Here is a 19,332-nt window from a genome sequence, read left to right as displayed (position 1 = left end):
CGGTGAGGGCGCGCGGTGCCCGCGGCGGCCGGACGGCACTGGTCCTCGCCCTCGGGGGAGCAGGCGCCATCGTGCTCGTCGCCCTGCTCGCACCGGTCCTCGCCCCGTACCCGGCGGACGCGACCGGTGCTGCCGAGACCGCTCAGCTTCTGCGCCCGCCCTCCGCAGCCCACTGGTTCGGCACCGACGAACTGGGCCGCGACGTGTTCTCCCGCGTGCTGTACGGCGCGCGCATCGGCCCCGTCGTCGCGGTGGCCGTGGTGACGGTCTCGCTGCTGGTGGGCACCGTGATCGGGGTGGTGGCCGGCTACTTCGGCGGCTGGATCGACGAACTCCTCATGCGCCTCACCGATGTCTTCCTGGCCGTACCCGCCCTGCTGCTCGCACTGGCCCTGGCCACGGTCCTTGCGCCCGGTCCGGTGGGCCTGACCGTCGCGCTGACGGTGACGTGGTGGCCGTGGTACGCCCGGCTGGTGCGCGGCGAGACGGCGTCGGTCGTCGGCCGCCCGTACATCGAGGCGTGCCGGGCCCTCGGCCTCGGCCACCGCCGCACTCTCGTCCGCCACGTCCTGCCCAACGCCTCGACGCCCCTGCTGGTCCAGGCCTCGACCGACGTCGGCGGGGTGCTGCTCGTCGCCTCCGGACTGTCCTTCCTCGGCCTCGGCCCGCAGCCGCCGACCCCCGACTGGGGCCTGATGGTGGAGCAGTCGCAGAACTACTTCACCACCCACTGGTGGCTCGGCACCTTCCCCGGAGCCGCCATCATGCTCGTCGCGGGCGTGTGCTTCCTCCTCGGTGACGTGTTGCGCGACCGCTTCGACCCCCGATACGTCCCGCGACCCACCCAGCGGGCCTGACCGATGGTCTCCGCCCGTGACGCCGCTTGGCTGCAACTGCGCGACGTATGCGTCCGGTTCGGGTCTCCCGACGCCGAGCCCGTCGTCCGCGTCGATGAACTGCTGCTGGACGAGCGCGAGTTCCTGGGGCTGGCGGGGGAGAGCGGCGCGGGCAAGACCACGGTCGGGCTGACCGTCCTGGGACTGACGCGGCGCGCGGGCGCCCACGTCCGCGGCAGCATCCGGCTGGCCGGCGAGGAACTGCTGTCGATGCCGGAGCGGCGGCTGCGGCGGTTGCGCGGCTCCACGATGACCCTGATCCCGCAGAATCCGGCCACCGCGTTCAACCCCGTACTGCCCGTGGGCGTGACGGTGCTGCGCACGCTGCGCCTGCACGGATGCACCCGCGCCGAGGCCCGCAGCCGCGCCGCGGCCGGACTGGAACGCGTCGGTCTGTCCGCCGCGCACCTCGACCGCCACCCGCACCAGCTCTCCGGCGGACAGCTCCAGCGCGTGGCGATCGCCCTGGCGTCGGCGCTCAGGACGCGACTGCTCATCGCCGACGAGCCGACCAGCGCGCTGGACGTGACGGCCCAGGCGCAGATCTGCACCCTCCTGAGGCAGCTGCGCGCGGAACACGGCACAGCCGTACTGTTCATCAGCCACGACCTCGCGCTGCTGGCCGGACTGTGCGACCGGATCGCCGTACTGCACCGGGGGCGGGTGATCGAGGACCGGCCCGCCACCGAACTGGTCACCGCACCACGCGCCGACCGCACCCGGCACCTGCTGGCGGCCGCACCACGGCTGCGCGGAACTCCGGTGCCAGGCCCACGCGACCGACGCGGCGAAGGACCCGACGCCGAGGATGCCGAGCACGGCGCGGCGCGCGACGACGGATACGACGAGGAGGCCGCCGATGGTGCTCCGGGCCCGTGAACTGACCGTCGTGTACGGCGACACGACCGTGGTGGACCGGGTGAACCTCACCCTGCCCGAAGGCCCCCTCGGCCTGGGACTGATCGGCGAGAGCGGATCGGGCAAGACGACGGTGGCCCGGTGCCTGCTGGGGCTGGTGGCGCCGTCCGGCGGCACGGTGACCTTCAACGGCGTCGACCTCACCGCGATGCGCCGGCCGCGTCCGTACCGGCGCGCCGTACAGATCGTCGTGCAGGACACCGAGGGCGCGCTCGACCCGCGGATGCGGGTGGGCAGGGCGATCGGCGAAGTGCTCCGGGCACACCGGATGGTGCCGCGCGGCGCCGAACGGCACCGCGTCACCGAACTGCTCACCGACGTGGGGCTGACCGCCGACCACGCCGCACGCTACCCGCACCAGCTCTCCGGCGGTCAGCGCCAGCGCGCGGCGATCGCCCGCGCACTGGCCGTACGGCCGCGCTTCCTGATCCTGGACGAACCGACCAGCGCACTGGACACCACCGTCCAGGCCCGCATCCTCGACCTGCTCCGCCGGCTGCGCACCGAACACCGGCTCGCCTGCCTGCTGATCTCACACGACCTCGCGGTGGTGGAGCAACTCTGCCCGCGCGTGATGGTCATGCACCACGGGCGCGTGGTGGAGGAGGGGGACCTCACCGACGTCCTCCACCACCCCCGGCACCCCGCCACCCGCACCCTGCGCGACGCCGTCCCGCGCCTCACGTCCTCGCCTCCGCCGTAGGCCGTTCAACGCACTCGACCCCGGGGTTTCAGCGGAACAGGCGGAAGCTCAGGCGCGTCCAGCCGCTCCCCGTCGTACCCCTTCACGTCCCCGAACCGCGACCCGAGCATCCAGTCCTCCCGCGCCTGCGTGATCTCGTCCTGGTTGCGGCCGATGAAGTTCCACCACATGACGAGCTCCTCCTCGAACGGCTCGCCGCCGAGCAGCATCAGGCCCGCGTCCGACTCCGCCCGCACGGGCAGTTCGTTGCGGCCGCAGCCGAGGTAGAGCATGGAGCCGGGCAGCAGCGGGACGCCGTCGACGTGGGCCTCGCCGGACATCGACAGGACGGCGTACTCGAAGTCGCGTTCCAGCGGGACCCGGACGTCCGCTCCGCGGGAGAGGGCCAGGTCCGTGCCGACGATGGGGGAGTACGTCGTGCCGGGGGACGTCGCCCCGTCCAGCGTGCCGAGGACGACGGTGGCCGTGAGGCCGGGCGCGGTCACCGTGGGCAGGGCGTCGTGGTGCTCGAAGTGCGGGTCCGTGTGCCGGTGGGCGTCGGGGAGCGCCACCCACAGCTGGGCGCCGTGCAGGAAGCGGGCGTGCGGCCGGGGGCTCTCCTCCGAGTGGGAGATCGCGCGGCCCGACGTCATGAGCCCCAGCTCGCGCGGGCGGATCGTCCGGAGGCTGCCGGTCGAGTCGCGGTGCAGGACCTCGCCGTCGTGCAGCCAGCTCACCGTCTGCAACCCCATGTGCGGGTGCGGCGGCACCTGCATGCCCGGCTCGTCCGCGATGTCGTCGGGGCCGTAGTGGTCGACGAACGCCCACGCGCCCACCATGCGGCGGCCCAGGTTGGGCAGCAGTCTGCGCACCTCGGTGGACTCGCCGAGCTTCACCCGGCGCGGGCTGAGGAGTTCGCGGACCGGTTCCGCGACGACGAAACCCCGGCCGCCGCACACGGAGGGAACCGCCTCGCGATCAAGATTGCTCATGTCGGACAACCTAGCCCCGTGGCGGTCCGCCGTCAGTCCCACGACGGGAAGTCGCTCCGTCGGACGGCGTGTGCGCCGTCGCGTCCGCCGCCCGTACGGGTCACCCCAGCGGGCAGCGGGCCGCCCCGGCCACTGGAATGGACGAGTGCCCCATCTGACCGCGGTGCCCGACGCCCCGCCGCCGGACGACTGCCTCGCCCGCAACGACTGGATCTGCGGCGAGTACCTGAGCACGCGCAGGCACATCCTGGTCGACGCCGTGGTGCAGCATCTGCAGATCACCCTGGTCGCCGTCGCCATCGCGCTGGTCATCGCCGTGCCGCTGGCCGTCGTCGCCCGCCGCTGGGGGTGGGCCGCCGGGCCGGTGCTCGCCCTGACGACCGTGCTGTACACGATCCCGTCGCTGGCCATGTTCTCGCTGCTGCTGCCCGCGTACGGGCTGTCCGCCACGCTCGTCGTGGCCGGCCTCGTGCTGTACTCGCTGACCCTGCTCGTGCGGAACATCCTGGCCGGACTGCGGGCCGTTCCCGAGGAGACCCGGCAGGCCGCCCGGGGGATGGGCTACGGGCCCGTCCGGCTGCTGCTCACCGTCGAACTGCCGCTCGCCCTGCCCGCCGCCATGGCCGGGCTGCGCATCGCCACGGTGTCCGCCGTGTCCCTGGTGACCGTCGGGGCGATCGTCGGGTACGGCGGCCTGGGCAACCTCATCTACTCCGGCATGAACACGTACTTCAAGGCCCAGGTGCTCACCGCCTCCGTGCTCTGCGTCGTCATCGCGATCGCCGCCGACCTGCTGCTCCTGGGGGCCGGACGGCTGCTGACCCCCTGGACGAGAGCGAGCCGCGGATGAAGACCCTCAGCGACGCCTGGGACTGGCTCACCGACTCCGCGCACTGGGCCGGCGACGACGGCATCTGGCACCGCCTCACCCAGCACCTGGTGCTCACGGTCGTCTGCCTCGTCATCAGCTGCCTGATCGCGCTGCCCGTCGCCCTCGTCCTCGGCCACCTCGGCAGGGGCGGGGCGCTCGCCGTCAACATCTCCAACGTCGGCCGGGCCGTGCCCACCTTCGCCGTCCTCGTCCTGCTGCTGCTCACACCGCTCGGGCAGTACGGCGAAGGCCCCACCGTCGTCGCCCTCGTGCTGTTCGCCGTGCCACCGCTGCTCACCAACGCCTACGTCGGCATGCGCGGCGTCGACCGGGAAGTGGTGCGCGCCGCGCGCGGGATGGGGATGACCGGGCGGCAGATGCTGCTGCGCGTGGAGGCGCCGCTCGCGCTGCCGATGATCCTCAACGGCGTCCGGATCGCCGCCGTGCAGCTCGTCGCCACCGCCACCATCGCCGCGCTGGCGGGCGGCGGCGGGCTCGGGCGGATCATCACCGCCGGGTTCAACCTCGCCAGCACGCCGCAGGTCGTCGCGGGCGCCGTGCTCGTCGCCGCGTTCGCCCTCGTCGTCGAGGGACTCTTCGAGATCGCCGAGCGGCTCGCCCCGGCCTGGGCACGGGGGAGGGCCGGCGGATGAGGAGCCTCGTGCGCAGGGCCGGTGCCCTGGTGGGCGTCCTGCTGCTCGCCGCGGGATGCACCGGAGGGCCGTCTCTGGAGAACCAGGGCGAGGTGACCGCGCCGCCCGGCGACAGCAAGCACCTGGTCATCGGATCGGCCGGATTCACCGAGAGCGATCTGCTCGCCACCATGTACGCGCTGCTCCTGAAGGACGCCGGGTACGGCACCGAGATCCTGTCCGTCGCCAACCGCGAACTGTACGAACCCGCCCTGGAGTCCGGGCAGATCGACGTCGTCCCCGAGTACGCCGCGACCTTCGCCGACTGGCTGAACGCCAAGACCAACGGAGCCGACGCCGCCCCCGTCGGCTCGCCCGACCTCGACGCCACCATGAAGGCCCTGCGCAGCCTCGCCCGGCCCCGCGGCCTGGTCGTCCTCGACGCCGGCAGGGCCGTCGACCAGAACGCCTTCGCCGTCGCCGGCGCGTACGCGAAGGAGCACCGGCTCACGACGCTCAGCGACCTCGGCGCCTCCGGCCTGAAGGTGCGGCTCGCGGCCGGCGACGAATGCGTCCAGCGGCCCTACTGCGAACCGGGCCTGAAGAAGGTCTACGGCATCGACATCACGAGCGTCGACCCCAAGGGCGTCGGCACCACGCAGTCCAAGAAGGCGGTGCAGAACGGCCAGGACCAGATGATGCTCACCACGACCACCGACGCGACGCTCGCCGACTTCGGGCTCGTCCTCCTCGCCGACGACAAGCACCTGCAGAACGCCGACTACATCGTGCCCGTCGTCAACCGCTCGCGGGCGGGCAGCGACCGCGTCGCCGACGCCCTCGGCGCCCTCAACTCCGTGCTCACCACCGCGGACCTCGCCTCCCTCAACCAGCAGGTCGACAGCTGGCGGCGGCTGCCCGAGGACGTGGCGCGCAGCTACCTGGAGGACAAGGGACTGCTGAAGTAGTGCCGCCCGCACGGTCCGCACGGTCCGCACGGTCCGCACGGTCCGCGCGGTCCGGACCGTCCGGGCTGGGTACACGACCGCGTATGACTCGAGCCGTCGTCGTCGGCGCGGGCGTGCTCGGCGCCTGCGTCGCCCACCACCTCGCCCTCGCGGGCGTCCACGTCGTCGTCCTGGAGGAGGCCCGGCCCGCCGCGGGCACGTCAGGGGCCACGTTCTCCGCCGACGTCACCCACCTGAAGACCCCGTACGCCTACTACCGGTTGAACCGGCAGGGCTCGGACGGGCACGTCCGCCTCGCCGACGAACTCGACGGGGGGCCGTGGCGGCACCCCGTACCGCTCGTCCAGTGGGCGGCGGACGACGCGGCCCGCCGGGCGCTGCGCGACAAGGCGTCACGGGCCAGGGGCTGGGGCCACGCCTGCCGGCTCGCCCCGCCGTCCGTGCTGCGCGACCTCGCGCCCGCCGTCGACCCGGACGCCTGCGCCGCCGACGAGGTCGTGGTGCACGAGAACACCGCCTGGTTCGACGTGCCCCGCCTCGTCGACGCCCTGCTCGCCTCGGCCCTGCGGCACGGCGCCGAAGCCCGCTACGGCACGCCGGTCACCGGGCTGCTGCGCGCCGGCGAGCGGGTCACCGGGGCCGTGGCGGGGGAGCGGCGCTGGCCCGCCGACGTCGTGGTCAACTGCGCGGGGCCCGCGGCGGCGCGCGTCGCCGGGCTGGCGGGGGTGCGCCTGCCCGTGCGGCGGGTCCCCGGGCTCGTGGCGGAGTGCGGACCGCTGGCCGGCGGACCGCTCACCGCGATCGTCGCGGCCCCCGGGATCGATCTGCGGCCCACACCGGACGGCGGCGTGCTCGCCCTGTCGTGGGAGGTCGACGCGCGCCTCGGCGACGTCGTGGGCGGCGGCGTGGACGGGCTGCCGCGCGAACTGCACCGGCGCGCCCGCACGGTGGTCCCCGCGCTGCGGTCGGCCGCTGTCGCCGACGCGCGGGTCGGGGTGCGGCCCGTGCCGCTCGACGGTCTGCCGCTGGTCGGACCGGTGCCGCGGGCGCCCGGCCTCTACCACCTGGTCTCGCACAGCGCGGTGACGCTGGCCCCGGTCCTCGGCCGGCTCGCCGCCCGGGAGATCGCCACCGGCCGGCCGGTGCCGGAACTCGCCGCGTACCGCCCGGACCGGCCCGTCCCCGGCGACGTACAGGACGAGAACCTGCGCGCGATGGACCGGCACAGGCCCGCGTCGACGCCGGACCCTCGACCTGAGGTCTAGGGTGAGGGTTCGGTGATCCGGTCGGCGGCGCTCAGGCGTCCGCGACCGAGTCGAACTCGACCTCGTCGCGCCCCACGCCCTGGGCGTCCGCGTCCACGGAGCGGCGCAGCGCCTCGTGCAGCTTCGCCGGGGTCAGCACACCGAGGAACCGCGAACCGTCGAGGACCGCCACCCAGCCCGCGTCGTGCTGGAGCATCACGCCGAACGCCTGCTTGAGCGGCGCGCCCACCGGTACCCACGCGTTCATCCGGTGGGCCAGGTCACCGACGCGGCCGTCCGCACCGGCCAGGGACACGTCGTCGATGCCGACCCAGCCGTGCAGGTCCCCCTGCTCGTCCAGGACCACTGCCCAGCGGGCCGCCTCGTCCCGCATCCGGGCCGCGGCCTGAGTCGCCGGTTCGTCCAGCCGGGCCACCGACGGCTGCTCCAGGTCGTCCGGCTCGATCTCCGTCACCGACAGCCGCTTCAGACCCCGGTCCGCGCCGACGAACTCGGCGACGTACGGCGTCGCGGGCGTGCCGAGGACGGCGCCCGGGGTGTCGAACTGCTCGATGCGGCCCTGCCCGTACACCGCGATCCGGTCGCCGAGCCGTACCGCCTCCTCGATGTCGTGCGTGACGAGGAGGACCGTCTTGCGGACGGCGGCCTGCATCCGCAGGAACTCGTCCTGCAGCTGCTCGCGCACCACCGGGTCGACCGCGCCGAACGGCTCGTCCATCAGGAGCACCGGCGGATCGGCCGCCAGCGCGCGGGCGACCCCCACGCGCTGGCGCTGGCCGCCCGACAGCTGTTCCGGATAGCGGCTGCCGTACGTCTTCGGGTCGAGGCCCACCAGGTCGAGCAGCTCGGCGGCGCGCGCCCGCGCCTTCGCCTTCTTCCAGCCGATGAGCGCGGGCACCGTCGCCGTGTTGTCGAGGATCGTGCGGTGCGGGAAGAGGCCGACCTGCTGGATGACGTAGCCGATCCGGCGCCGCAGCTTGACCGGGTCGATCGTGGCGATGTCCTCGTCCGCCACGAAGATCCGGCCGGACGTCGGCTCGATCAGCCGGTTGACCATCATCATCGTCGTGGTCTTGCCGCAGCCGGACGGGCCGACGAGCGTGACCAGTTCGCCCTCGTCCACCTCGAACGAGAGGCCGTCCACCGCCGTCGTGCCGTCCGCGTACCGCTTGGTGACCTGATCGAACCGGATCATGCCCTCAACGTAACCGCGTGTCTCACTCCCCGCTCACCAGCACCACCTCCAGGGTGCGCGGACCGTGCACCCCCTCGACCCGGTCCAGCTCGATGTCGCTGGTCGCGGACGGGCCCGAGATCCACGTCAACGGGCGCGCCGGCTCGAGCCGTCCGAGGGCCTGCGGGACCGACGACACGACCTGCTCGGGGACGCGCACCACGCAGACGTGGTGGTCCGGGACGAGGGTGATGCGGCGGCGGCCCTGGTCGGGGGAGCCGTCCAGGACGATGGTGCCGGTCTCGGCTACCGCCACGGCGCAGGCGGTGACGACGCTGTCGACCCCGTCGAGCTCGGCGGGGGTGGTGGCCGCCTCGTCGGCGACCCGGGGCACCTCGGTCGCCGACAGCCACTCCGCCGGCAGCCCGGGCGGCGTCACCACCGAGCGCGAGCCGTGCGCGGCGAGGAGCCCGGCGACCGTGTCCGCCAGCTCCCCGGCCGTGCACCGGTGCACGATCGCCCGGTAGTCCGCCAGGTTCTCGGCGAGCAGTTCCACCGTCTGCCCGGTCGTCCGGGAGCCGTGCTCACGCAGATAGCCGCGGTCGACGTCGGTGCCGTACGACTCCGGTGCGCCGACCGGACCGCCGAGCGCGCGCCGCACCCGGCCCAGGATCACGTCCCTGCTGCTCACTTGCCGCCGTCCCTTCCTGCCTTGCCGCCGTCTGTCCGCTGCCACCAGTCGCGGAAGGACTCCGCCGGCACCGTCGGCAGGTCCCGGGTCGCCGTCCACGCCTTGCCGGGGCCCGGCACCGTGCGCGGATGGAAGCGGCGGGTGCGCGAGGCCAGCCGCTGTCCGGCGCCGAGGGCCGCCGGGTGGGTGAACGTCCAGCGGGCCGCGCGCATCGCGGCCCGTTCCGCCGCGTGGCCCTTCGCCGGCTTGAGGGTGACCTTCGCGCCGCGCCGGGTCACCTCGCCGCCCTGGACGACCCGTTCGCGCAGGTGCACCAGGACCTCGGGGATGTCGATGGCGACCGGGCACACCTCGTAGCAGGCGCCGCACAGCGACGACGCGTAGGGCAGCGAGGCGTCTATCGCGCTCCCGGTGCCGCGGAGCTGGGGGCTGAGGATGGCGCCGATCGGGCCCGGGTACACCGAGCCGTACGCGTGGCCGCCCGCCCGCTCGTACACCGGGCAGACGTTGAGGCAGGCCGAGCAGCGGATGCAGCGCAGGGCTTGTCGGCCGACCTCGTCGGCGAGGGTGTCGGTGCGGCCGTTGTCGACGAGGACCAGGTGGAAGGTCCGCGGGCCGTCGCCGTCGGTGGTGCCGGTCCAGGTCGACGTGTACGGGTTCATGCGCTCGGCGGTGGAGGAGCGGGGGAGCGTCTGGAGGAACACCTCCAGGTCCTGCCACGTGGGCACGGTCTTCTCGATGCCGACGACCGAGATGAGCGTCTCGGGCAGGGTCAGGCACATCCGGCCGTTGCCCTCGGACTCCACCACGACGAGCGTGCCGGTCTCGGCGACCATGAAGTTCGCGCCGGAGATGCCGACCTTCGCGCGCAGGAACTTCTCCCGCAGGTGGAGGCGGGCGGCCTCGGCGAGCTCGGCCGGGGTGTCGGTCAGGCCGTCGGGGGCGGCCCGGCCCCAGCTGCCCATCTCCTTCTCGAAGATGTCCCGGATCTCGCCGCGGTTGCGGTGGATGGCGGGGACCAGGATGTGCGAGGGGCGGTCGTCGCCGAGCTGCACGATGAGCTCGGCGAGGTCGGTCTCGTAGGCGCGGATGCCCTCGGCCTCCAGGTGTTCGTTGAGGCCGATCTCCTGCGTGGCCATCGACTTGACCTTGACGACCTCCGTCTCGCCGGTCTCCCGGACGAGGCGGGTGACGATGCGGTTGGCCTCGTCGGCGTCGGCGGCCCAGTGCACGGTGCCGCCCGCGGCCGTGACCGACTCCTCCAACCGGACCAGGTAGTGCTCCAGATGACGGAGCGTGTGGTCCTTGATCTGCTTGCCGGCCTCGCGCAGCTGCGCCCAGTCGTCGAGTTCGGCGACGGCGCGCGCCCGCTTGTCGCGGATGGTGTGGGTGGCGTGCTTCAGGTTGGCGCGCAGGGTGGTGTTCCGCACGGCGTCGTGCGCGGCCACGGGGAAGGCGGGCATGCCGACGAACGTGCCAGTCGTGCCGCTCATGACAGGGGCTCCTCTTCCGTGCTCGCCAGGATCTCCGCGATGTGGACGGGCCGCATGCCGACCCGCAGCCGGCTCATGGTGCCGCCGATGTGCATGAGGCAGGAGTTGTCGGCGGCGCAGAGCGTGTCGGCGCCCGTCGACTCCGCGTTGCGGACCTTGTCGGCGCCCATCGCCGCCGAGACGTCGGAGTTCTTCACCGCGAAGGTGCCGCCGAAGCCGCAGCACTCCTGCGCCCCCGGCAGCTCGGCCAGCTCAAGTCCCTTGACCGCCCTGAGGAGTTGGGTGGGCCGGTCGCCGAGCCCCAGGGACCGCAGGCCGTGGCACGTCGGGTGGTAGGTGACCTTGTGCGGGTAGTACGCGCCGACATCGGTCACACCCAGGACGTCGACCAGGAACTCGGTCAGCTCGTACGTCTTCGGGACGACCGGCGCGAGGGTCGTCGCGAGCCGGTCGCCGCGGCCCTCGGCTCGGGCCCGCTCGCCCATCCTGGGATACAGCTCGCGCACCATCGCGGCGCACGAACCGGACGGAGTGATGACGGCGTCGTACTCACCCGAGGCGAGCCCCGGACCGAAGACATCGGAGTAGTGCCGGGCGAGCGGCTCGGCCTCGTGTCGATAGCCGGTGTTGTAGTGGGCCTGCCCGCAACACGTCTGGGCCGCTGGGAAGTCCACCTCCACGCCCAGTCTGGTCAGGAGTTTCACCACGGCACGGCCCGTGTCCGGGTACAGCGTGTCGTTGACACACGTCAGGAAGAGCGCGACACGCATCGTGGCCCCTTCGTTGGTCGGTACGGTTCGGTCATCGGATGGGTGCAGGGTACGTCGTACGACGGTCCTGGTCACGGGGTGGCGGCACGATCGGCCGCGGCCGACCAGGCCGACGCGTCGCCGCGCGGCTCGTAGCGCGTCAACGGCTGGGTGCCGGCGACCAGTTGGCGCATCGCCCGCCGGTCGCCCACGACGCCGTCGGCACGGGCCTGCACGAGCACGTTGCCCAGCGCGGCGGCCTCCGCGGGGCCCGCCACCACCGGCAGTCCGCAGGCGTCCGCGGTGAGCTGGCACAGCAGGGCGTTGCGCGCGCCGCCGCCGACGATGTGCACGACGTCGACCGGACGGTCCGCGAGGCGCGCCGCGTCGGCGATCGCCCGGCGGTGGGCGAGGGCGAGCGAGTCCAGGATGCAGCGGGTCGTCTCGGCGCGGGTGCGGGGCTCCGGCTGGCCGGTGGCGCGGCAGGCGGCGGCGATCCGGTCCGGCATGCCGCCGGGGGCAAGGAAACCGCTGTCGCCCGCGTCGACGACGCTGCGCAGCGGCCGCGCCGCCGCCGCTCCGGCGAGCAGGGCGGTCACGTCCGGCTCCCCCCACGCTCGTTGGCACTCCTGGAGCAGCCAGAGGCCCATGATGTTGCGCAGGTAGCGGACGGTGCCGTCGATGCCGAGCTCGTTCGTGAAGTTCGCCGCGCGGCTCTCCGCCGAGCGGACCGGGGCGTCGAGTTCGAGACCCGCGAGGGACCAGGTGCCGGTGCAGATGTACGCGAAGTTCGCCTCGGTGGCGGGGACCGCGGCGACGGCGGACGCGGTGTCGTGCGAGGCGACCGTCGTCACCGGGACCGGACCGGTGAGCCCCGTCTCGTCGAGGACGTGCGGAAGCAGTTCACCGGCCGGGTCGCCGGGGCGGCGCAGCGGCGGGAAGAGCGTCAGGTCGATGCCGGCGCGTGCCGCGACGTCCCGGGCCCAGTCGCCGGTGCCCGGGTCGATGAGCTGGGTGGTGGAGGCGTTGGTCAGTTCGGTGCCGCGCTGTCCCGTCAGCCAGTAGGTGAGCAGGTCGGGGATGAGCTAACAGGCTCTGCGCCGCGGCGAGTTGGCCGTGCCGCGGCCGCCGCCAGCTGGTAGAGGGTGTTGAACGGGGCGTACTGGATGCCGGTGGCCGCGTACAGCTCGCCCTGCGGGAGGGTGGCCCAGACCTGCTCGGCGACGTGGTCGGCGCGTCTGCGGTAGTGGTACGGGTTGCCGAGGAGTGAGACGCCGTCCGCGTCGAGGAGGCCGTGTGGTCGACGGCCCAGCTGTCGATGCCGACCGAGCGACCTGGCCCGCCTTGCGCAGGCCGTCCAGACGCTGTACAGGGCGAGAGGACGTCCCAGTGGAGGCCGTCGGGGGTGCGGACGGGTCTCGTTCGGGAAGCGGTGGCACTCCGTGAGTGGTCAGCGCGGCCGGGGTGACGTGGGCCGTCATGACCCGGCCGCTGGAGGCGCCCAGGTCGACGGCGGCGTACGTGGTGGGCATGGATGGGTCCTCGGTCGGCCGGGTGCCTCCTCGCCGTGGGCCGTTGCTCGTTCGTCGGCGGGTGCTCGTTCGTTGTGCCTGGCTGTGGCTGGTCGCGCTCGCGGTGCGGCCGCACGGGGATGCGGCCCCGCCGCGTCAGCGCAGGAACGCCGCCGCCACGCCCGCGTCCACCGGGACGTGCAGGCCCGTCGTGTGCGTGCGCGAGGTCGTGCCGCCGGTCAGGGCGAACACGGCGTTGGCGACATGCTCGGGAGCACCTCGCGCTTGAGCAGGGTCCGCTGGGCGTAGAACTCGCCGAGCTTCTCCTCCTCGATGCCGTACGCCGCGCGCGCTGCGCCCCCAGCCGCCCGCGAAGATGCCCGAGCGCCGGGCACCACCCCGTCCGGGTTCACGCCGTTGACGCGGATGCCGCCGTCGGCGCCCAACTCGGCCGCCAGCAGGCGTACTTGTGGCCTGGTCGGCCTTGGTCGCGGAGTAGGCGACGCAGTTGGGGCCGGCGAACACCGCGTTCTTCGACGCGGTGAACGACGATCGTCAGCGCCCATGGCCTGCGCCCGCATCACCCGCCGCCTCGCGGGAGACGAGGAAGGAGCCGCGCGCCGCGATGTCGTGCTGAGAGTCCCAGTCCCTGGCCGTGGTGCTCCAGAAGCGGCTTCGAGATGGAGATGCCCGCGCAGCTGACGACCAGGTCGACACCGCCGAGAGGCGAGCGCGGCGGCCTGGAACGCCGCCGCGATCTGCTCCTCCGACGTGACGTCGAGCCCGGCACCGCGACGGCCTTGTCGGGGCCGCCGCAGGTCCTCGGCGACGGCCGCGGCGTTCTCCGCGTTCACAGGTCGGCGACGACGACGCACGCGCCCTCCGCGACGAGGCGGTGGGCGATGGCGCTTGCCGATGCCGCTGCCCGCGCCCGTCACCAGCGCCACCCGGGTGGCGAGCGGCTTCGGCTTCGGCATCCGCTGGAGCTTGGCCTCCTCCAGGGACACCAGTACTCGATGCGGAACTGCTCCGACTCCTCGATCGGCGCATACGTGGAGACGGCCTCCGCGCCGCGCATCACGTTGATCGCGTTGACGTAGAACCCTGCCCGCCACGCGTACTGCCGTCTGCTTGTCCTTGCCGAACGAGAACATGCCGACGCCCGACGAGCGCGATCGCCGGTCGGCGCCGCGCATCGCGGGGGAGTCGGAGCCCGCGTGCCGGTCGTAGTACGCCGCGTACTCCTCGCGGTAGGCGGCGTGCAGCTCCTTCAACCGGGCCTCGACGGCGTCGAGTTCGGCCGTGGGCGGCAGGTCGAGGACGAGCGGGCGGACCTTCGTGCGCAGGAAGTGGTCCGGCGGGACGTGCCGAGCGCGGCCAGGCGCGGGTGCTCGGCGCGGGCCAGGAAGTCGAGGACGACGTCGGAGTCGGTGAAGTGGCCGACCTGCGGCCGGTCGGCGGACGCCAACCCCCGTACCAGCGGCGCCAGTCGGGCCGCGCGGTCGCGGCGCTCGGCCTCGCCCAGGGCGCGTACCCCTCGACGACCGGGCCGAACGGCTCGGCCCTGCCGCGTGCTCGGCGAGGAACGTCTCGGCCGTGCGGATGATGAAGAGGCTGTTGCGCTCGCACTCCTCGGCGGTGTCGCCCCACGCGGTGATGCCGTGGCCGCCCAGGACGCAGCCGACCGCCGCCGGGTCGCGCGGCCTTGATCGCGGCGATGTCCAGGCAGCTGGAAGCCGGGGCGGCGCCACGGCACCCACACGACCTGCTCGCCGAAGCACTCGGCGGTCAGCTTCTCCCCGTCGGCGGCGCAGGCGAGGGCGATCCCCGAGTCGGGGTGCAGGTGGTCGACGTGCGCGGCGTCCACCAGGCCGTGCATGGCCGTGTCGATGGACGGCGCGGCGCCGCCCTTGCCGTGCAGGCAGTAGTCGAACGCGGCGACCATCTCGTCCTCGCGCTCCAGGCCCGGGTAGACGTCGGTGAGCGCGCGCAGCCGGTCCAGCCGCAGCACGGCGAGCCCGGCCTCCGTCAGCGTGCCGAGGTCGCCGCCGGAGCCCTTCACCCACATCAGCTCGACGTCGCCGCCGGTGACCGGGTCGGTCGCGGCGCCCTTGGCGGAGGTGTTGCCGCCGGCGTAGTTGGTGTTGCGGGGGTCGGCGCCGAGCCGTTCGAGCGCTCGATCAGCGCGGCGACCTCAGGATGCTTGGCCATGAAAGTTCCTCTGTGTCGGGGGAGTTGGCGGCGGAGGGAGGACGGAAGGGGCTCAGGCACCCCAGCCGGCCTGCTCCCCGCCCACCCGCTCGGCCACGATCCGCTCCCGCCACCCCGACGCCGCGTACGCCGCGACCGGGTCGGCCGCGAGCCCCGCTCCTCGCGCCACTCGGCCAGCAGCGGCCGCACGTCCGTGTTGTAGGCGTCCATCACCACGGCGTTCGCGGTGAGCACGTCGCCCGCCGCCTCGCGCGGCGGCCAGCGCCTCGCGGTCGACGAGCAGCGCCTTCGCGGTGGCCTCCTGCACGTTCATCACGGAGCGGATGACGGCCGGATCTTCGCCTCGATGTTGTGGCACTGGTCGAGCATGAACGCCACGTTCGTCTCGGCGCGAAGCCGCCGTTCTTGGCGACCTCGTGCAGGATCCGGAACAGCTGGAACGGGTCGGCGGCGCCCACCATCAGGTCGTCGTCCGCGTAGAAGCGGGAGTTGAAGTCGAAGCCGCCGAGCTTCCCCTCGCGCAGCAGCAGCGCCACGATGAACTCGATGTTGGTGCCCGGGGCGTGGTGCCCGGTGTCCACCACGACCTGCGCCTTGTCGCCCAGCTTCATGCACTGCAGGTACGAGGTGCCCCAGTCCGGCACGTCCGTCGAGTAGAAGGCGGGCTCGAAGAACTTGTACTCCAGGAGCAGCCGCTGGTCGTCGCCGAGCCGCTCGTAGACCGTGGCGAGGGACTCGGCGCGCCGGTCCTGGCGGGCCACGATGTCGTCCTGGCCGGGGTAGTTCGTGCCGTCGGCGAACACAGCTTGAGGTCCTTCGACCCCGTGGCGTCCATGATGTCGACGCATTCGAAGAGGTGCTCGACGGCCTTGCGGCGCACCTTCGGGTCCGGGTGACAGACGCTGCCGAGCTTGTAGTCGTCGTCCTGGAAGGTGTTGGAGTTGATGGCGCCGAGCTCCAGGCCGCGCTCCTGGCGTACGCGCCGAGGTCCGCATAGCTGCTCGGAGGCGTCGAGCCGGTCCCACGGAATGTGCAGAGGGCCACCTTCGGGGCGATGCCGGTGAACTCGTGCACCTTCGCCGCGTCGTCCAGCTTCTCCCGCGTGCGCGGCACGCCGGCCTGGGCGAACACCTTGAACCGGGTGCCGGAGTTGCCGTAGCCCCAGGACGGCGCGTCTCGATCCGCTGGTCGGCGAGTGCGGCCTTCACGGCAGCGATGTCAGGCATGTCCACCTCTGAATGCGTCGTGCGCGAGTCGTGCGTGAATCGATTCACTTCGCTGGGGAAGTTAACCCCGGGCGATCGGGCAGTCAAGGGTCCGACAGGGGGCGACTGCGTTACGCAATCGTGCTGTTGCCTGCTCCAGGCCCCACTTTCCGCTCCTTCCCTCGCAGTTCACGTGAGGAATCGATACAGAGCGAACCGCGCAAACCGGCGCACCTCGGTGGATCGGGCCCACTCCGGCCCCTTGACCTCCCCGAGCGGCAGGGCTAGCTTCCGGGCAACTTCACTGAAACATTTCACGCCGGATGATCCATCTGGTGTCCGCAGCGGCATTTGTGCGTATCGCACGGCCCCCGCCCACCCCCGCACACTCACGGAGACATGCAATGACGCATCCAGAACCGGAGACGACTCCGGTGCTCGCGCTGGAGGGGGTGAGCAAGTCCTTCGGTGCCGTGCGCGCCCTGCGCGGAGTGTCCCTGCGGCTGTAGCGCGCGGGCGAGGCGCACGCTCTCGCCGGCGAGAACGGCGCGGGCAAGTCGACCCTGATCAAGGCCCTCGCCGGGGTGCACCGGCCGGACACCGGGACGGTCCTCCTCGACGGCGCGCCGGTGGAGTTCCACGGCCCCGCCGACGCCAGGGACGCGGGCGTCGCCGTCATCTACCAGGAGCCGACGCTCTTCCCCGACCTGTCGATCGCCGAGAACATCTTCATGGGCCGCCAGCCCCGCCGCTCGCTCGGCCGCGTCGACCACCGCGCGGTCAAGGAGGCCACGGCCGCCCTGTTCGCGCGGCTCGGCGTCGACCTCGACCCGGACCAGCCGGCCCGCGGCCTGTCCATCGCCGACCAGCAGCTCGTCGAGATCGCCAAGGCGCTCTCCTTCGACGCCCGCGTCCTCATCATGGACGAGCCGACCGCCGCGCTGACCGGCAGCGAGGTGGCCCGCCTCTTCGGCGTCGTCACGACGCTGCGCGAGCAGGGCGCCGCCGTCCTGTTCATCTCGCACCGACTGGAGGAGATCTTCGGGCTGTGCCAGCGCGTCACCACGCTGCGCGACGGCGCCTGGGTCGCCAGCGAGCCGCTCGACGGACTGACCGAGGACGACCTCGTGCGCCGCATGGTCGGCCGCGACCTCGACGAGCTCTACCCCAAACAGGCCGCCGAGATCGGTGAAGTCGCCCTCAGCGTACGGAGGCTGACCCGCGAAGGCGTCTTCACCGACGTCTCCTTCGAGGTGCGGCGCGGCGAGATCGTCGGCCTCGCCGGACTCGTGGGCGCGGGCCGCAGCGAGGTCGCCCGGGCCGTGTTCGGGGTCGACCGGTCTCGACGGCGGTGAGGTCGAGGTGCTCGGCCGGAAGCTGAAGCCCGGCGCGCCGAGCCTCGCGATGCACGCGGGCCTGGCCCTCGTGCCGGAGGACCGGCGCGCCCAGGGCCTGGTGATGGACATGTCCATCGAGCGGAACATCGGCCTCGACCGCTCGCCGACACCTCCCGCGCCGGACTCATGAACCGCAGGGCCGAGCGCAGTCGCTCCCTCGACTGGTCCGTGAAGCTCCAGGTGAAGTACGCGCGGCTGTGCCGACGTCGTCGGCACGCTGTCCGGCGGCAACCAGCAGAAGGTCGTGCTCGCCAAGTGGCTCGCCACGGGCCCGCAGGTCCTCATCGTCGACGAGCCGACGCGCGGCATCGACGTCGGGACGAAGGCGGAGGTGCACCGGTTGCTGTCGTCGCTGGCCGCCGAAGGTCGCCGTCCTGATGATCTCGTCCGACCTGCCGGAGATCCTCGGCATGGCCGACCGGGTCCTCGTCATGCACGAGGGACGGGTGACGGCGGAGCTGCCCCGCTCCGAGGTGACCGAGGAGTCCGTGATGGCCGCGGCCACGGGCGAGGTGGCGTGATGCGTGACGGACACCGACCCGCGCCCCTGAACACCCGCACCGAAACGAGGGTTCCATGGCTGTGACCGCCCGACCCGTGCACGAGGATCACGGTCCCCGAGCCCACCGCCGGCCGGCGGCTGCTCGACTAAGGTGTTCAAGGTGCGCGAGCTCGCCGTGGCCGGCGTGCTCGTGGTGATGCTGCTCGCCACCGAGCTGTCCAACACCGAGTTCCTGTCCGAGCAGGGCGTCAAGGACCTCCTCCTGAACGCCACCATCCTGGCCCTCGTCGCCACCGGCCAGGCCGTCGTCGTCATCACCCGCAACGTCGACCTGTCGGTCGGCTCCGTCCTCGGCATCTCCGCCTTCGCCGCGGGCGACTACCTCCAGGGCGGCGGCAGTTCGGTGCTCGCCGTGCTCTACGCGGTCGCCGTCGGCGCCGTCTTCGGCGTGCTGAACGGCGCGCTCGTCAGCCTCGGCAAGGTGCCCGCCCTCGTCGTCACCCTCGGCACCCTGTACGTGGTGCGCGGCATCGACTCCATCTGGGTCGGCTCGGACCAGATCGTCGCCGCCGACTCCGCCCGACGGCTTCGTCGACTTCGGTCACGACGGCCTCTGGGTCGTCCTACCTGGCGCTGCTCGCCGTCGCCGTCCTGCTCTGCGTCGGCTACTACCTGCGCAGCTACCGCAGCGGCCGCGACATGTACGCGCTCGGCTCCAGCCCCGAGCCGCCAACCTCGCGGGCGTCCCGGTCCGCAAGCGCATCATGACCGCCTACGTGCTGTGCGGCGCGCTCGCCGGACTCGCCGGCGCCCTATACCTGGCCCGCTTCGGCAACGTCGACTCGGCCACCGGCGAAACGGCTACGAACTCACCGTCGTCAGCGCCGTCGTGGTCGGTGGCGTCGCCTTCACCGGCGGCTCCGGCACCGTCTGCGGCGCCGCGCTCGGCGCGCTGCTGCTGACCTCCATCAACAGCGTGCTGCCGCCATCGGCGTCAGCTCCGTCTGGGTCACCGCCATCAACGGGATCCTGCTGCTGCTCGCCATCGCCGTCGACCGGATCCTGGCCCTGCGGGTCGCCGCAGTGCTGCGCAAGCAGGCCGCACAGATGAGGAGCGCCCGCCATGCCTGACGACCGTCGAGGCCGGTTCCCCCAAGGCCGAATCCCGCAGGGCC

12 protein-coding genes and 5 pseudogenes are annotated in these 19,332 nt (G+C 72.9%); 9 read left to right on the top strand and 8 right to left on the bottom strand.

Features of this window, described 5'->3' with window-relative positions; genetic code table 11:
• The first annotated feature begins 2 nt into the window (after window positions 1-2).
• From RBJ77_RS16375 to RBJ77_RS16365, 3 genes are read left to right on the top strand one after another with little or no spacing between them, the layout of a single operon-like run.
• Window positions 3-857 (top strand): ABC transporter permease, encoded by an 855-nt coding sequence (locus RBJ77_RS16375; RefSeq protein ID WP_372345694.1) that lies wholly within the window; start codon window positions 3-5, stop codon window positions 855-857.
• A gap of 3 nt (window positions 858-860) precedes the next feature.
• The gene (locus RBJ77_RS16370) at window positions 861-1,775 is read left to right on the top strand and encodes an ATP-binding cassette domain-containing protein (RefSeq protein WP_372345693.1); all 915 of its coding nucleotides are present in this window, start codon (window positions 861-863) and stop codon (window positions 1,773-1,775) included.
• On the top strand, window positions 1,756-2,517 hold the full coding sequence (locus tag RBJ77_RS16365; protein ID WP_372345692.1) for an ABC transporter ATP-binding protein: 762 nt from the start codon (window positions 1,756-1,758) through the stop codon (window positions 2,515-2,517). The genes RBJ77_RS16370 and RBJ77_RS16365 overlap by 20 nt, the downstream gene beginning before the upstream one ends.
• Before the next feature lie 5 nt (window positions 2,518-2,522).
• Here the strand turns inward: RBJ77_RS16365 and RBJ77_RS16360 are convergent, their stop codons facing one another.
• Complete coding sequence (locus RBJ77_RS16360) at window positions 2,523-3,488, bottom strand: pirin family protein (RefSeq protein ID WP_372345691.1); 966 nt, start codon at window positions 3,486-3,488, stop codon at window positions 2,523-2,525.
• A 154-nt stretch (window positions 3,489-3,642) separates the two neighbouring features.
• Between RBJ77_RS16360 and RBJ77_RS16355 the strand changes: the two genes are divergently transcribed.
• The 4 genes from RBJ77_RS16355 (at window position 3,643) to RBJ77_RS16340 (ending at window position 7,224) form a co-directional block, all read left to right on the top strand.
• Window positions 3,643-4,338, top strand: a complete 696-nt coding sequence (locus RBJ77_RS16355; RefSeq protein ID WP_372345767.1) for an ABC transporter permease — start codon at window positions 3,643-3,645, stop codon at window positions 4,336-4,338.
• Entirely contained in the window at window positions 4,335-5,012 is a 678-nt protein-coding gene (locus tag RBJ77_RS16350) for an ABC transporter permease (protein ID WP_372345690.1), read from the top strand. Before RBJ77_RS16355 ends, RBJ77_RS16350 begins: the two co-directional genes overlap by 4 nt.
• Complete coding sequence (locus tag RBJ77_RS16345; protein WP_372345689.1) at window positions 5,009-5,959, top strand: ABC transporter substrate-binding protein; 951 nt, start codon at window positions 5,009-5,011, stop codon at window positions 5,957-5,959. Before RBJ77_RS16350 ends, RBJ77_RS16345 begins: the two co-directional genes overlap by 4 nt.
• A gap of 83 nt (window positions 5,960-6,042) precedes the next feature.
• Window positions 6,043-7,224: an NAD(P)/FAD-dependent oxidoreductase gene (locus tag RBJ77_RS16340; RefSeq protein WP_372345688.1), complete on the top strand. Its 1,182-nt coding sequence runs from the start codon at window positions 6,043-6,045 to the stop codon at window positions 7,222-7,224.
• Between the two features lie 31 nt (window positions 7,225-7,255).
• Here RBJ77_RS16340 and RBJ77_RS16335 read toward each other — a convergent pair whose 3' ends face one another.
• The 7 genes and pseudogenes from RBJ77_RS16335 to rhaI form a co-directional block, all read right to left on the bottom strand.
• A complete protein-coding gene (locus RBJ77_RS16335; RefSeq protein WP_372345687.1) occupies window positions 7,256-8,419 on the bottom strand; it encodes a betaine/proline/choline family ABC transporter ATP-binding protein in 1,164 nt (387 codons plus the stop codon).
• A 22-nt stretch (window positions 8,420-8,441) separates the two neighbouring features.
• Entirely contained in the window at window positions 8,442-9,089 is a 648-nt protein-coding gene (locus tag RBJ77_RS16330; RefSeq protein ID WP_372345686.1) for a lactate utilization protein C, read from the bottom strand.
• A complete protein-coding gene (locus tag RBJ77_RS16325; RefSeq protein ID WP_372345685.1) occupies window positions 9,086-10,582 on the bottom strand; it encodes a lactate utilization protein B in 1,497 nt (498 codons plus the stop codon). The genes RBJ77_RS16330 and RBJ77_RS16325 overlap by 4 nt, the downstream gene beginning before the upstream one ends.
• Window positions 10,579-11,352 (bottom strand): (Fe-S)-binding protein, encoded by a 774-nt coding sequence (locus RBJ77_RS16320; RefSeq protein ID WP_372345684.1) that lies wholly within the window; start codon window positions 11,350-11,352, stop codon window positions 10,579-10,581. The genes RBJ77_RS16325 and RBJ77_RS16320 overlap by 4 nt, the downstream gene beginning before the upstream one ends.
• Before the next feature lie 71 nt (window positions 11,353-11,423).
• Window positions 11,424-12,863: pseudogene (locus RBJ77_RS16315) on the bottom strand (rhamnulokinase family protein).
• A 135-nt stretch (window positions 12,864-12,998) separates the two neighbouring features.
• Window positions 12,999-15,053: pseudogene (locus RBJ77_RS16310) on the bottom strand (bifunctional aldolase/short-chain dehydrogenase).
• Between the two features lie 52 nt (window positions 15,054-15,105).
• Window positions 15,106-16,279 (bottom strand): annotated as a pseudogene (rhaI, locus tag RBJ77_RS16305) (L-rhamnose isomerase).
• A gap of 383 nt (window positions 16,280-16,662) precedes the next feature.
• Between rhaI and RBJ77_RS16300 the strand changes: the two are divergent.
• Together RBJ77_RS16300 and RBJ77_RS16295 are read left to right on the top strand one after the other, a co-directional pair.
• A pseudogene (locus RBJ77_RS16300) lies at window positions 16,663-18,176 on the top strand (sugar ABC transporter ATP-binding protein).
• Between the two features lie 86 nt (window positions 18,177-18,262).
• Window positions 18,263-19,288 (top strand): annotated as a pseudogene (locus RBJ77_RS16295) (ABC transporter permease).
• The last annotated feature ends 44 nt before the right edge of the window (window positions 19,289-19,332 follow it).

The organism is Streptomyces sp. KL116D, assembly GCF_030766975.1.
Lineage (GTDB): Bacteria > Actinomycetota > Actinomycetes > Streptomycetales > Streptomycetaceae > Streptomyces > Streptomyces longispororuber_A.
Note: the sequence above shows the minus strand (reverse complement) of the source record. Positions and strands in the feature narration are given on the sequence as shown.

Coding starts and splice junctions, on each gene's coding strand:
- RBJ77_RS16370 (WP_372345693.1), top strand. CDS start 861: ATGGTCTCCGCCCGTGACGCCGCTTGGCTGCAACTGCGCGACGTATGC.
- RBJ77_RS16365 (WP_372345692.1), top strand. CDS start 1,756: ATGGTGCTCCGGGCCCGTGAACTGACCGTCGTGTACGGCGACACGACC.
- RBJ77_RS16360 (WP_372345691.1), bottom strand. CDS start 3,488: ATGAGCAATCTTGATCGCGAGGCGGTTCCCTCCGTGTGCGGCGGCCGG.
- RBJ77_RS16350 (WP_372345690.1), top strand. CDS start 4,335: ATGAAGACCCTCAGCGACGCCTGGGACTGGCTCACCGACTCCGCGCAC.
- RBJ77_RS16345 (WP_372345689.1), top strand. CDS start 5,009: ATGAGGAGCCTCGTGCGCAGGGCCGGTGCCCTGGTGGGCGTCCTGCTG.
- RBJ77_RS16340 (WP_372345688.1), top strand. CDS start 6,043: ATGACTCGAGCCGTCGTCGTCGGCGCGGGCGTGCTCGGCGCCTGCGTC.
- RBJ77_RS16335 (WP_372345687.1), bottom strand. CDS start 8,419: ATGATCCGGTTCGATCAGGTCACCAAGCGGTACGCGGACGGCACGACG.
- RBJ77_RS16325 (WP_372345685.1), bottom strand. CDS start 10,582: ATGAGCGGCACGACTGGCACGTTCGTCGGCATGCCCGCCTTCCCCGTG.
- RBJ77_RS16320 (WP_372345684.1), bottom strand. CDS start 11,352: ATGCGTGTCGCGCTCTTCCTGACGTGTGTCAACGACACGCTGTACCCG.